General features: G+C 74.9%; 10 protein-coding genes. 3 read left to right on the top strand and 7 right to left on the bottom strand.

The window, feature by feature from the left end:
- On the top strand, positions 1–1,440 hold the full coding sequence (locus ABGA99_RS05205) for a metallophosphoesterase (protein WP_347581035.1): 1,440 nt from the start codon (positions 1–3) through the stop codon (positions 1,438–1,440).
- 104 nt (positions 1,441–1,544) lie between these two features.
- Here ABGA99_RS05205 and ABGA99_RS05200 read toward each other — a convergent pair whose 3' ends face one another.
- The gene (locus ABGA99_RS05200; protein WP_347581036.1) at positions 1,545–3,083 is read right to left on the bottom strand and encodes a PLP-dependent aminotransferase family protein; all 1,539 of its coding nucleotides are present in this window, start codon (positions 3,081–3,083) and stop codon (positions 1,545–1,547) included.
- Between the two features lie 46 nt (positions 3,084–3,129).
- On the opposite strand from ABGA99_RS05200, the gene ABGA99_RS05195 reads away from it, so the two are divergent.
- Both ABGA99_RS05195 and ABGA99_RS05190 read left to right on the top strand, forming a co-directional pair.
- Positions 3,130–3,600 (top strand): carboxymuconolactone decarboxylase family protein, encoded by a 471-nt coding sequence (locus ABGA99_RS05195; RefSeq protein WP_347581037.1) that lies wholly within the window; start codon positions 3,130–3,132, stop codon positions 3,598–3,600.
- A 4-nt stretch (positions 3,601–3,604) separates the two neighbouring features.
- Complete coding sequence (locus ABGA99_RS05190; protein ID WP_347582233.1) at positions 3,605–4,336, top strand: isocitrate lyase/phosphoenolpyruvate mutase family protein; 732 nt, start codon at positions 3,605–3,607, stop codon at positions 4,334–4,336.
- Positions 4,337–6,867: 2,531 nt separating this feature from the next.
- Here ABGA99_RS05190 and ABGA99_RS05185 read toward each other — a convergent pair.
- The 6 genes from ABGA99_RS05185 to ABGA99_RS05160 all read right to left on the bottom strand — a co-directional run bounded on the left by ABGA99_RS05185 (position 6,868) and on the right by ABGA99_RS05160 (position 13,756).
- A complete protein-coding gene (locus tag ABGA99_RS05185) occupies positions 6,868–8,817 on the bottom strand; it encodes a hypothetical protein (RefSeq protein ID WP_347582232.1) in 1,950 nt (649 codons plus the stop codon).
- A 215-nt stretch (positions 8,818–9,032) separates the two neighbouring features.
- Positions 9,033–9,209: a 50S ribosomal protein L32 gene (rpmF, locus tag ABGA99_RS05180; protein ID WP_347581105.1), complete on the bottom strand. Its 177-nt coding sequence runs from the start codon at positions 9,207–9,209 to the stop codon at positions 9,033–9,035.
- A gap of 483 nt (positions 9,210–9,692) precedes the next feature.
- The gene (locus tag ABGA99_RS05175; protein ID WP_347581100.1) at positions 9,693–10,691 is read right to left on the bottom strand and encodes a malate dehydrogenase; all 999 of its coding nucleotides are present in this window, start codon (positions 10,689–10,691) and stop codon (positions 9,693–9,695) included.
- A gap of 197 nt (positions 10,692–10,888) precedes the next feature.
- Positions 10,889–12,331, bottom strand: a complete 1,443-nt coding sequence (locus ABGA99_RS05170; protein ID WP_347582231.1) for a DUF2690 domain-containing protein — start codon at positions 12,329–12,331, stop codon at positions 10,889–10,891.
- Between the two features lie 115 nt (positions 12,332–12,446).
- The gene (locus ABGA99_RS05165) at positions 12,447–12,830 is read right to left on the bottom strand and encodes a DUF3017 domain-containing protein (RefSeq protein WP_347581098.1); all 384 of its coding nucleotides are present in this window, start codon (positions 12,828–12,830) and stop codon (positions 12,447–12,449) included.
- Complete coding sequence (locus tag ABGA99_RS05160; RefSeq protein WP_347581097.1) at positions 12,830–13,756, bottom strand: bifunctional methylenetetrahydrofolate dehydrogenase/methenyltetrahydrofolate cyclohydrolase; 927 nt, start codon at positions 13,754–13,756, stop codon at positions 12,830–12,832. The genes ABGA99_RS05165 and ABGA99_RS05160 overlap by 1 nt, the downstream gene beginning before the upstream one ends.
- Positions 13,757–13,798 lie beyond the last annotated feature (42 nt).

Below are 13,798 nucleotides of genomic sequence, written 5' to 3'. Positions count from 1 at the left end.
GTGGTCTTCGTGCCGATCGCGATCGGGATGCTGCTGCTCGTCGCCGGGGCGCACTGGTACGTGTGGCGGCGGCTGGTCCGGGACACCATGCGGCGCGGCGGTTGGCCGCGGCGGCTCGCGACGCCGGCGGTGGTGCTGCTGCCGCTGATGGCGTTCGCGGCGGTGGCCTCGGAGCGGGCCGGGGCGCCGATGCCGGTGCAGCAGGCGCTGGGGTGGCCGGGGCTGATGTGGCTGGCGTTGCTGCTGTATCTGCTGCTGGCGCTGGCGGTGGGCGAGTTGGTACGGCCGGTGCTGCTGCGGGTGCTGGAGCGGCGGGCGCAGGGTGCCGCAGGTGGTTCGGGGGCCCCGGCGCCGGTGGCCGAGGCGGAGCGCGAGGCGGCCGTCGCCGCCCTGGCGCAGCAGGTCGCGACGGCGGAGGCGGCGGACGAGTCGGCCGCGGAGGCCGGTGGCGGCGGGGGCGGTACGGGGACGAAGGCGCCGCTGCGGCTGGGCCCGGCCGTCGCGGCCGGGGACGGGGGTGCCGGGGGCGCGGCTTCCGAGGCGTCCGCGGACGGCGGTGCCGCCGGGAGCGGTGAGCCCGCCGCGGCGCCGGCCGACGCCGACGTGTCGCGGCGGCTCTTCGTCGCCCGTACGGTCGCGATCGGCGCCACCGCCGTCGCCGCCGGGACCGTCGCGTACGGCGCGTACGGCGTGCTGGGCCGCGCGCCCCGGGTGAAGAACGTCACCGTCCCCCTGACCAAGCTGCCCGCGTCCGCCCACGGCTACCGCATCGCCGTCGTCAGCGACATCCACCTCGGCCCCGTCCTCGGCCGCGGGCACACCCAGCGGATCGTGGACACCATCAACGCCCGGCGTCCCGACCTCGTCGCCATCGTCGGCGATCTCGTCGACGGCTCCGTCGACCACCTCGGCACGGCCGCGGAGCCGCTGGGGCAGTTGGAGGCCCGCGACGGCTCGTACTTCGTCACCGGCAACCACGAGTACTTCACCGGCGCCGACGGCGCCGCCGAGTGGCTCGACCACCTCCGCGAACTCGGCCTGCACCCGCTGGAGAACGCCCGTACCGAACTGGCCGGCTTCGACCTCGCCGGCGTCAACGACGTCTCCGGCGAGGACGTCGGCAGGGCGCCGGACTTCGCGCGCGCCCTCGGCGACCGCGACACCTCCCGCGCCTCGGTGCTGCTGGCGCACCAGCCGGTCGTGATCCACGACGCGGTGGACCACGGCGTCGACCTGCAGTTGTCGGGCCACACGCACGGCGGGCAGATGTGGCCGGTGACGTACATCGCGGAGGCGGCGAACCCGACGCTGGCGGGGCTGGAGCGCTACGGGGACACGCAGTTGTACGTCACGCGCGGGGCGGGGGCGTGGGGGCCGCCGGTGCGGGTGGGGGCGCCGTCGGACATCACGATGGTGCGGCTGGCGTCGCCTGGGGCGTGAGGGAGGGATCCCTCGTACGCGTACGAGGGACGCCGGCGCCTGCCTGCCCTGCCCTGCCTTGTACGCGGAGCGCCGGGCGCCGGGCGCCGGAGGGCACGTACCCCCTACGTCTCCGTCTCCAGTACCCGGCACAGCGCCTCCAGCGCACCGGGGTACAGGTGGTCCGGCGGCGTTCCGTACCCCACCACCAGCGCCTCCCCCTGCGTCCCCGGCGCCTCCCCCGCCGGCCGCGGCGCCGTGAAGTCGCCGCCCTCCTCCCACGCCGCGTTGCCGTACTCGTACGCCCCCAGCCGGGTCACCGCCAGCCCTTCCCGCGCCGCGCGCGCCAGCACCCGCCGCTCGGTGCCCGGCGGAAGCCGAACGACGGCGTGCAGGCCCGCGGCGATCCCGGTGACCGTCACCCGGGGCGCCCGCCGGGCGAGTTCGGCGACGAGGCGGTCGCGGCGGCGGCGGTAGCGCTGGCGGGCGGCGCGTACGTGGCGGTCGTAGCCGCCGGAGTCGAGGAACTCGGCGAGGGTGAGCTGATCGACCACCCCCGGCGGCGTCCGGCTCAGCGACTGCACGCCGTGCACCCCGCGCAACAGCCGCTCCGGCAGCACCATCCAGCCCAGCCGCAACGCGGGCGACAGGCTCTTGCTGACCGTACCCAGGTGCGCGACGTGCTCCGGGTCGAGGGACTGCAGCGCCCCCACCGGCTGCCGGTCGTAGCGGAACTCGCCGTCGTAGTCGTCGTCCAGCACCACCCCGCCGGTCGCCCGCGCCCAGTCGACGGCCGCCGCGCGCCGGTCCGGGGCGAGGGGGACGCCGGTGGGGAACTGGTGCGCCGGGGTGAGGAGGACGGCGCCGGCGCCGGTCGCGGGCAGGGCGGCGGTGGCGATGCCCTCGTCGTCGTACGGCAGCGGCACCGTCCGCAGCCCGGCGTCGGTGAGGAGGCGGCGGTGCAGCCCGAGCCCGTACGGCTCGACCGCGACCCGCCGGACGCCCTCGGCCCGCAGCACCTCCGCCAGCAGTCGCACCCCGCCGGTGAACCCGGCGCAGACCACGATCCGCTCCGGCTCCGCGTACACCCCGCGCGCCCGCGCCAGATACCCGGCCAGCGCTCGCCGCAACTCCCCCCGCCCGCCGGGCCCCTGGTGCCCGAAGGCCGCCGAGGGCGCGGCGGTCAGCGCCCGCCGCGCGGCGGCGGCCCAGGCGGCTCGGGGGAAGCGGGCGGCGTCGGGGGCGCCGGGCAGGAGGTTGTACGTGACCTGCGGGGCGAGGGGGTGCGGCGGCGGCTCGTGCGCCGGGGCTCGCGTCCGGGCTCCGGCGTGCGTCTGGGCCTTCGCCCGCGCGCCGGTCCTGCGCGGCTCGCTGCGGGCGGCGACGCGGGTGCCGGAGCCCTGCCGGGCGGTCAGCCAGCCCTCGGCGACCAGCTCGGTGTACGCGTCGGCCACCGTGTTGCGCGCCACGCCCAGATCGGCGGCCAGCGCCCGCGACGATGGCAGCCGGGTGCCGGGCGCGAGCCGGCCGGTACGTACCGCGTCGCGCAGCGATCCGGTGAGCGCGGCACCGGCGCCGCGGGTGCCGGCGCGTACGTCGACGTGCAGGTCGAGGGAGCGGTGGAAGTCACGCAGCTCCGTTGAAGTGGCCCAGGAATCCGCCATGGAAATGGACCATACATCTGGGATATGAAGTTCTAGCGTGGGAGGCATGACACAGCGTCTCGACCTCTTCGCACTCGCCCCCGATGTCCACCGCGCCCTGGTCAGGGTGGAGCAAGCGGCCAAGAAGGGCCTCGACCCGGTCGTTTTCGAACTGGTGAAGCTCCGGGCCTCCCAGATCAACCACTGCGCGTACTGCATCGACATGCACGCGAAGGACGCGCGCGCCGCCGGCGAGACGGAGCAGCGGCTGTACCTCCTGAACGCCTGGGAGGAAGTGCCGCACCTGTACACGGAGAAGGAGCAGGCGGCGCTGGCGCTGACGGAGGCGGTGACGGTGCTGACGGACGGGTTCGTACCGGATGAGGTCTACGAGCGGGCGGCGAAGCACTTCGGGGAGCAGGAGCTGGCGCGGCTGATCGGGGTGCTGACGGTGATCAACGCGTGGAACCGGTGGTGTGTGACGAGCAGGGTGAAGGCGGGGGACTACCGGCCGGGTCAGTACGAGCAGGGGGCGTGAGGGAGTGACCGGAGGCGTGGAGGAGTTCCGAGCGCTGCACCACGGCAGACAGGCGGCGGACCCGCTGGTGCTGCCGGGCCCCTGGGACGCGGCGAGCGCCCGCGTCTTCGCGGACGCGGGCTTCGCGGCCCTGGCCACGCCGAGCGCGGGCATCGCGAAGGCCCTGGGCTACGGAGACGGCGAGGCGACGCCCGTGGCCGAGATGTTCGCGGCGATCACGCGGATCACCCGCGCCGTGGACGTGCCGGTCACGGCGGACGTGGAGGCGGGATACGGCCTGCCGCCGCGGGAACTGGTCGAACGGCTGCTGGCGGCGGGAGCGGTGGGCTGCAACCTGGAGGACACGGTGCACCCGGGCAAGACCCTGAGGGACGCGGAGGAACAGGCGGAGTTCCTCGCGGAGGTCAGGGCGGAGGCGGGGGACGGGCTGTTCATCAACGCCCGGGTGGACACGTTCGTACGAGGGGTGGCGGACCCGGGGGCGGCGGTGGAACGGGGCAGGCTGTACGCGGCGGCGGGGGCGGACGGGGTGTACCCGATCGGGGCGCCGCCGGAGCACTTGGGCCTGCTGGCGGAGGAGATCGGCTTGCCGGTCAACGCACTGGCGGTGCCGGACGGCCCGGGGCCGGGGGAACTGGGGAGGCTGGGGGCGAGCAGGATCACGTTCGGGGGCGGGTTGCTGGAGAGGACGCTGCGGGGGGTGGGGGAGTTGGCGAGGGAGCTGCGGAGGGGGTAGGGCCGGGGGACCGGAGGTAGACCGACCGGAGGTAGACCGACCGGAGGTAGACCGACCGGATGCATGTATGTCCACTGGGCAACCGGGGTGGGACCCCGACGCAGAGGCGGGCCGGGGAGGGGGAAACAGCCCGGGGCTCGGGGCGGGGAGCCGGAGTCGGGCCGAACTCCGACACCCGAGAGGCGGGCCCGGGGACGAACAGCCCCGGGCGCGGGGGGAGAAGCCGGAGTCGGCCGAACTCGACGACGGAAGCGTCGGGACGACGGGGCCGCGCTGGGCGGAAGGGCCGCGCTAGGCGGAGGGCGGGCCCGGTCGGCAGAGGGACCGGCGTCGGGGGGCGAAACCCGGAGCCGGGCGGGGCGGGAACCGGAGCCGGACGACGGGGGCGGGAACCGGAGCCGGGCGGGGGGTGGAAACCGGAGCCGGACGACGGGAGCCGGGAACCGGAGCCGAGCGGCCCGGACTACGGAGGCGCCCCGGGACGACGGGGAGGCAGGCCGGTACGCAGTGGGCCCGGCGGGTGGATGGTCCCGGCTCCGGGGGTGCGGAGTCGGGGTGGGCGGTCTCCGATGGGAACCGCTCGACGTGGGTTTTGGAGCATCGGTCCCCCCTCGAACGCAGGCCGGCTCCGCGGAACAACCGGGCGCCGACCCACCGGCGATCACCCACGACAACCCCGGCCGGCCCGCACCCCGGCACCAGACCCCCCGGGGACACAAGGCCCAACTCCCCACCGCACCACGTACATCCGCCCGGCGATCACCCGCCGACCCGCTGCCCCCGCGGAGGAAATCGGTCGCAACCCGCGGTAACACCCCTGGATCCGGGCCGAATCAGGCCAAGATCGCCGACTTTCGCCCCCTCAGCCGCACCCACCCGGCCTCGGCCACCCGGCCTCGGCCACGCGGAATGGTCGCCACCGAGACGAACTGGCGGTAACCCATCCCCAAAACCACCCCAAAACGCCCACGCGCACCGACTTTCGCGCACTGGGGCGCACGGACCGGCCGCCACGCGCGCCAACAGCCGCCCGGGCGGCCCCGGACGAATGCCGCTGAGACAAACTCACGGCAGCCCACCCCCGAAACCATCCCAAAACACCCACCAGGCCCGACATTCGCCCACCCGGACACACCAACCGCCTCCCGGCCACTCCGCATGAACGCCACTGCCGCAAACTCACGCCAACACCCTCAAGAAATCGGGGCAAAACACCCTCACGGGCCGACTTTCGCCCATCGACACGCACCTGGCGCCCGGAAGCCCGGTCACCACGTTCGCAACGCCCCAGCGGAGAGATTGGGCCGTAAGGACGTGCAGATCAACAACACGCCGATTCCGGTTCTATGCCAGCGACTTGTGCTACGACCGACTGGCCAGCAGCGACGTGGCATCCAGCAAGCACCGAGGTCGGCGCTACCAAGGCGTAAAGAAGCATGTTATTGATCTGCACGCCCTAACTCGCGGTAACGCCCCTGGATCCGGCCCGAATCGGACCCCGGAGGCCGACTTCTGCCCATCGACACGCACGCACCGGCCGGCCGACGCCGAACTACGCCCGCCCGCACGGCGCCGCGCCGGCACCCCGATGCCGCTCCCCCGAAGGCGGACCACCCCGCGGACAAAGGATCACGCCAGCCCAGACCCGCCATCCCGACCCCGCCCACCGGAGACATCGGCGACCACGCCAGCCCAGACCCGCCGGCCCGACCCCCGTCCACCGGGGCCGTCCGCGAGCCGGCCGGGCCCGGCCCCCCTGCCCGGTGCGGCGCCCATCCGGGATCGGGGTGGATCCAACTCGCGACGGTCCGGCCCCCGTCCGCGGGGCTCCGCCTCCGTAGTGCCGGTCGAGGGCGCCCGCTCCCTCCGGGCCACCCATAGCCGCCGGTCTGTCACGGGCCGGAGTCCGCAGTCAAGGGTGGGGCGAAGCCCCATCGCGCAGCGACGCCCCTCGCAGCGCAGCGGAGAGGGACGCCCTTGACGGCGGACGCAGGCCCGCACACTCAAAAGCGGGGTGGCCCGGGGGGAGCCCCCACGACACCCTTCTCCCTTCACGGACCCCCCGTACGCGACCCCACCCCACGCACCACCGCCCACCCCGACGCCGCACCCCCCGTACGCGGGCCAGCCCCACGCACCATCGCCCGCCCGACGCCGTACCCCCGCACCCGCCCCACCCACGCGACGTACCAGCTCAACACCCCGCCGCACCCGCACTGTCAGACCACCCGCCTACCCTTGGGCGGGCGTGAGGGGGATGAGGGTGGCTGGCGGAGCGGGGAGGGCGCGGCGACGCCGGCACCGGACCCGCAGCGACACCGGCACCGGACCCGCAGCGACACCGGCACCGGACCCGCAGCGACACCGGCACCGGACCCGGCGGCGGCGACACCGGCGCCGGGCCCAGCCCGTGCATCACGGCAGCCCTGATGCCGCTCGCGCGGAACGACGCTGCCCCGTCGAACCACCCGGCCACCCCACAGGCCGCCCGCCTTCAGGGCAAACCGCAGCGAGAGCCCAAAGCCCCCGCCTCAGGCCCCGCCCAGGTCTCCGCAATCCGGCCCCGTGCAGAACGACGCCGTCATCTCGTCCACGACCTCCCGCTGTCGAGGCCAGTCCGTTTCCGGGCCTGACGCCAGCAGCGCGTACATCCTTCCGTCCTCGGTCTCCCGGTCGTGCAGCAAGACGCGCCTCGGGCCGAGTTGTTCGTCGGTGTACGAGTAGTCGTACTCCGCGGCGTAGCCCAGATCCGCCATTTCGTTGCGCCGGTAGCCTTCGGCGTTCTCCTTGGTGCTTTCGATGATCTGCACCGCCTCAAACGGACTGACCTGCTCGGTCACCTCGTACACCTGGATGAACGCACCCCCCGCGACCGGTTCTTCGTAGAACACGGACACCCCGTCGACACGCCGCTCCCAGTCCTCCGGTACGGCGAGCCGGTAGCCGTCCTCCGTCGCGAGGACGTAACCGGGCGGTACGGCAGGCTCCGACGGCGAAGGCGACGGGGGCTCGGACGACGGGGACGGGTCCTCCCTCGGCGACTTGGGCTCCGCCGCGGCGCTGCGCTGCGGTTTCGCTGCCTGCTCGCCGTCGTCGTCCCCGCCGAACAGCAGCCAGCCGCCCGCGACGAGCCCGCTGGCCACGATCACGACGAGCCCCACCACCGCGGCGATGACCCCGCCGCGCCGCTGCGGGCGCTCGGGCTCGACGCCGAGTTCGAAGCCGGGGTACGGGGTGTAGGGGGCGGCGTAGTGGTCGTACGAGGGGTCATGCCCGTGGCCGGGGGCCTGCTCGGGCGCCTGGCCGGGCGCCGGTGCGTACGCCTGACCGTGCCCTTGCCCGGGCGGCGCCGGGTACGCCTGCCCCGGTGGCGGGGTCGCGGACTGCGTGGGCAGGTCGGGAGGCGGCGGGACCGCTCCGGGCACGGGTTCCGGGCCCCAGCCGGGTGCGTTGGGCGGCGGCGGGTGGGCGGCTTGCGTCGGAACCTCGGGGGGCGGGGGCATCGCGGCGGGGCCGCGCTCCGCGCTCCAATCCGGTGCGGTGGCGGGTGGCGGCGGGATGGGCCCGGGGGCTCCGGACCAGTCGGGCGCGGTCGGCGGGGGTACCGGACTCCCGGCCCCCGCCCACCAGTCGGGCACCTTCAACGCCGGTGGCTCCATCTCGGGCCCCGCCGGCGCTTCCGGCACCTTCAGCGCCGGCGGCTCGGCCCCGGAACCCGCCTGCTCTCCCGACACCTTCGGCTCCCGCGGCTCCGCCCCGGAATCCACCGGCTCCTCCGGCGCCCGCGACCGCGGCAACTCCGCTCCGGAATCCACCGGCCGGTCCGACACCGCGGCAGTCGGCCCCGCGGCGTCGGGCTCCGCCGGCACCTCCCGCTCCGCCGACGCCGCCGCCTCCGCACCGGGGTCCGCCGGCCCGTCCGGTGCCACCGTGGGCCGCGGGGGTACGTCTGCCTTCGCTCCCGCCGCCCAGTCCGGCGCCGCCGACGACCTGTCCGCAGCCCGGTCCTCCCACCACTCGCGCGCCGTCGACGGAGAAGGGGCCTCATCCGTAACGGAGTCCGTCGGCTCTTCGTCCGCGTCGTCCCCGTCGTCCGCCCGCCGGTCCCGCGGCTCCTCCGCCGAGTCGGGGATCCGGTCCTCGGGGACCCTGTCCCCGGGGGCCCGGTCCTCCGGCGGCGCGTCCGACGCGTCGGCCTCGGAGCCCGGAGTCTCGTCCTCCGAGTCGTCCGCGCGTGTCGTCCGCTCCCCTGCCCCGTCTCCTACGGCCCGTTCCTCCGACTCCGGCCGCGGCGGTGCGTCATCGGGAGTTCCCCGGTCTGCAGGCACATCCCGCCCGTCCCGAGCCTCATCCTCCGGCGCCTCCACCCGCGACTCCCCCGGCACTTCCGCCGGCCGCGGCGGGATCGTCGGAGGGGGCGGGACCTCCGGTCCCTGCCGCCGCTGCTGCGCGTCCTCGTCCCCGTACGACCCGCTGCTCATGTCAGTCTCCTGTCCCCCAGGTCCCCGAGAGCCACCGCCCTCCCGGCACCGCACCCTCCGCCGGCACACCGAACCGTACCGAGGTCTCGGCCCCCCGCGCCCCCGCCGCCCGGCATCCTGCCGAGACCGCCCCTCGCCCCTCGCCTCTCGCCCCTCCCGAAAAGAGACGGCACCCCGCCCAGGCCGAACAAGCCCGGACGGGGTGCCCACACACACTACGGGCGAGAGACCTGACGCCCCTTGTACTGCCCGCAGTTCGGGCACGCGGTGTGCAGCGGCTTGGGCTCACCGCACGCCGCGTTCGGGCACGTCATCAGCGCGGGCACGGAGACCCGGCCGCGCCACTGCGCGCGGTGGTGGCGGACCCGGGCCCGCGACTTCTTCCTGAACATGGAGCTGGACACGCTGGTTTCCTTCCTCCGGTGGACGTTCGCTGCGGTGCGGCGAACGCGGGCGGGGGATCCCGCCCGACCAGGGGCCGGAGAACCAGGGCTGTGTCCGGATGCACGTACGGACACGCCTGCGTGTACGTCCGCGTCCACATGCGCGTACGCGAACAGGCGTGCGTCCGCACGAGAACGCAGGGGAAAGGCAACTGAGGCACGGGAACGTCCCGGAGACGAGATGGTCGAGCAGGGCAAGCCGAAGCAGCCCCGCTACCCGCGGGGCCGGAGCGAGGGCGCTAGTGCGCCTCGGGTGTGTCGACCGGCTCGGAGACCATGCGCCCGACCGTAGGGATCGGAACCGGCGGGCCGCAACCGAATATCCCCGTCCCCCACACGCAACACGGAAGACGGAACACGCCATACAAAACCGCGGCGGGTCCTCCCCCAGGAGGACCCGCCGCGGCAGGCAGAAGACAGACGCGGGAGCGCTCAGACCAGCCCGAGGCCGCGCACCGCCTCGCGCTCCTCCGCGAGCTCCTTCGCCGAGGCGTCGATACGGGTCCGCGAGAACTCGTTGATCTCCAGCCCCTGCACGATCTCGTACGCCCCGTCCGCGCAGGTCACCGGGTACGACGAGATCAGCCCCTCGGGCACGCCGTACGAGCCGTCCGACGGGATGCCCATCGACACCCAGTCGCCCTGCGCCGTGCCGTTGACCCACGAGTACACGTGGTCCACCGCCGCGTTGGCCGCCGACGCCGCCGACGAGGCGCCGCGCGCCTCGATGATGGCCGCACCGCGCTTGGCGACGGTCGGGATGAACTCGTCGGCCAGCCACTTCTCGTCGTTGACGACCTCGGCTGCGTTCTTCCCGGCGATCTCGGCGTGGAAGACGTCCGGGTACTGGGTCGCCGAGTGGTTGCCCCAGATCGTCAGCTTCTTGATGTCGCCGACTGCGGCGCCCGTCTTCTTCGCGAGCTGCGACAGCGCGCGGTTGTGGTCGAGGCGGGTCATCGCCGTGAACCGCTCGGCCGGTACGTCCGGCGCGGCGGCACGGGCGATGAGCGCGTTGGTGTTGGCGGGGTTGCCGACGACCAGGACCTTGATGTCGTCCGCGGCGTGGTCGTTGATGGCCTTGCCCTGCGGCTTGAAGATGCCGCCGTTGGCCTCCAGCAGGTCGCCGCGCTCCATGCCCTTGGTACGCGGGCGGGCGCCGACGAGCAGCGCGACGTTGGCGCCGGCGAAGGCGACGTTCGGGTCGTCGGTGATGTCGATCCCGCGCAGCAGCGGGAACGCGCAGTCGTCGACCTCCATCGCGGTGCCCTCGGCGGCGCCGAGGGCCGGGGTGATCTCCAGCAGCCGCAGCTTGACCGGCACGTCCGGGCCGAGGAGCTGGCCGGAGGCGATACGGAAGAGCAGCGCGTAGCCGATCTGCCCGGCCGCGCCGGTGACGGTGACGGTGACGGGGCTGTCGGGAGTGCGGGTCATGGTGATCTCTCCGATGAGGGGGCGCGACGTACGGGCGGGCGGGGCCCGGGCGGCCAAGGGCAGCCGTGCCCCCGGGGGTCAATCTATCGGACTGGCACGGAGTGCCCGTGGGTGGCCGGTGTGGGCCCGGTCACGGCGGGGGCGGAGCGGCTGCCGTCCGTACGGGCGGGGAGGGGCGGTCGCCCCCTCCCCGGACGCTACGACGGCAGCGTGCCCTTCGTGCAGGCCGCGGTGCCGTCGGGCAGCTCCGCGCAGGCCCGTACGGTGTCCAGCTCCTCCGCCACGACCATCGCCGTGTAGCCCTCGCTGGTCCCGGCCGACGAGTCCTCGCGGACCGGCTCCTCGCCCGGCACCTCGGCGAGGGCGGTGACCGTCGAGCCGGGCTCCGCGGCGGTGATCCGGGCCCACGCCGCCTTGCACGGTTCGCTGTAGCGGATCTCCAGGACCATGTCGCCGATGGTCGTCTCCGTGGTCGTACGGGCGAAGTCGCCGCCGCAGCCCATCTCGTCGGCGTCCTTGCCCGTGCAGTCGTCGCCCTGGCACTCCACGCCCTCGGGCAACTCCTCGGACCCGGACGGCGAACCGGACCCGGAGCCCGACGCCGTGCCGGTCGGACGGGAGTCGGGCGGCGTGCCGCCGCGGGGCTTCTGCTGCTCCTCGACCCCGGGGTCGGAGATCAGACCGTGGCCGACGTAGACGACGCCGGCACCGCTGCCCGTGAGGAGGAGGGTGATGAGCCCGGCGAGGAGCACGCGGCGCAGGGGCCAGTTCTTCCGGGCCTGCGCCGGCGCGGGTGCGGGCGGGGTGGGGGCGGTGGATAGCGCGCGGGTACGGGCCGTGTCGCCGGCCGGCTCCGGCGTGGGCGGCGGGGTGGGGCGGGCGAGGGCGCGGAGTTTGGTGGTCTCGTCGGTGTCCCGGGCGGGGCCGGCGGCGTCGTTCCCGGTGCCGGGACCGGTACCCGTACCGGCACCGCCACCGGAACCGTCCCCCTCGCCTGCGCCGGTTCCGCTTCCGGCCACGGCCCCGGTGCCGGGTCTGCCACCCGCTCCCGCGCCGGTTCCCGCTCCGGGTCCGCTCTCCCCCGCCGCCCCCGTCGCCCGCCGCTCCGGCGGTGGCGGGGGCCCGGGGCGTACCGCCGAACGCTCCGTCGCGTCCGGGCGTACGGGCCTGTCCGCACCCCGCGCCGCACCCTCGCTCCCCCCGGGACGCGACGTCTCCGCCGCCCCGGGTATCTCCTCGCCGCGCCCCCTGCCGCGGCCCAGCACGCCGCGCAGTCCCCGCCCTTGACGGCCGGTCTCCGGGGCCGGGGGGTCGTCCGGGCCCGGCAGGGCCGTCCGCAGCGCGCGGAGCGACGACTCGTTCCGCAGCTCCGCCCGGCTCCAGGCGCGGTCCGCCGCGCTCCACTCGGTCACGAGCTGGTCGTCCCGCGCGCCCGTCACCTCCGCGAACGCGACCACCGACTCGCGTGACGGCATCAGCCGTCCGTTGAGGTAGCGCTCCCACGACGACCTGCTGTAACCGGTGCGGTCCGCGACCTCCGACACGGTCAGGCCGCTGCTGTCGACCAGCCGGCGCAGGTGCGCGGCGAAGTCCCGTATCTGCGGGTCGAGCTCCTCCGGCAGCTCCTTCCAGCGAGCCATCGCTACTCCCTCGTCCCCCATGGTCCCCGTGCCGCGCTCCCGCTCCAGCATCGCATCTGCCAGCGCGGACGTGGAGATCCCGGGTTACGGTCCCGCCCCCCGCGGGCCCCGCCCGTCAGCGTACGGAGAAGTGGACCGCGTCCTCCACGAACGGCACTTCGAGCCACGGGTCCGGCATCGCGACCAGCGCCAGCAGCACCATCGCCAGGCCCAGCACCCCGAGCGTCACGATGTCGGTGAACCGGGACCGCACCGCCAGCATGCCCACCTCCGGCACCGCCCAGCGCAGCACGCCGCCGACGAGCAGCGCCCCGCCGAGGATCAGCGTGCCCTCGCGGAACGGGCCCGCGGCCACCGTGATCAGCCCGGCCGCCGCTATCGCCAGCACCAGGAGTATCGGCCACTGCCGCACCGGCGGCGGGGCCTGCCCGGAGGCCGCCCGGCCGCCGCCCTCGGGGCGGACCGTGCCGCGGGTGGGGAACGCCGTGCGGCGGGCCATCAGGGGGCCGCCGGCGCGGCCGTGCCCATCCCGGACGGGCCGGCGGCACCCGAGGCACCGGTGACCCCGTTCGCCCCGGTCGCGGCCTCCGCCGCCTCCACGACGTTGACCAGCAGCATCGCCCGCGTCATCGGCCCCACCCCGCCCGGGTTCGGCGACAGCCAGCCCGCGACGTCCGCGACGCCCGGGTGCACGTCCCCGACGATCTTGCCGTGCTCGTCGCGGCTCACGCCGACGTCGAGGACGGCCGCGCCCGGGCGGATGTCCGCGGGCTTGATCAGGTGCGGCGAGCCGGCCGCGGCCACCACGATGTCGGCCTGCCGCAGGTGCCCGGCGAGGTCGCGGGTGCCGGTGTGGCACTGGGTGACCGTGGCGTTCTCGGACTTGCGGGTGAGCAGCAGCGGCAGCGACCGCCCGATGGTCACACCGCGTCCGACGACCACGACGTGCGCCCCGTTGAGCTCCACCCCGAACTGGCGCAGCAGCCGGATGACGCCGTTGGGCGTGCAGGGCAGCGGCGCCGGCTCGTTGAGCACGAGCCGGCCGAGGTTCGTGGGGTGCAGCCCGTCGGCGTCCTTGGCCGGGTCGATCAGCTCCAGCACCCGGTTCTCGTCGATGTCCCGGGGCAGCGGGAGCTGCACGATGTAGCCGGTGCAGGCCGGGTCCTCGTTCAGCTCGCGGACGACCGCCTCGATCTGCTCCTGCGTGGCCGTCGCGGGCAGCTCGCGCTGGATCGAGGCGATGCCGATCTCGGCGCAGTCGCGGTGCTTGCCCGCGACGTACTTCTGGCTGCCCGGGTCGTCGCCGACCAGGAGAGTACCGAGGCCGGGCGTGACACCCCGGCCCTTGAGCGCCTGCACGCGCGTGGCAAGCTCGGACTTGATCGCGGCCGCGGTGGCCCTGCCGTCGAGATTCTGGGCGGTCATGGGCCCATCCTCCCCGATGGCGCGGGTAACAGACCAATCAGC

It is taken from the genome of Streptomyces sp. B5E4 (assembly GCF_039871555.1).
Taxonomy (GTDB): Bacteria; Actinomycetota; Actinomycetes; order Streptomycetales; family Streptomycetaceae; genus Streptomyces.
Note: the sequence above shows the minus strand (reverse complement) of the source record. Positions and strands in the feature narration are given on the sequence as shown.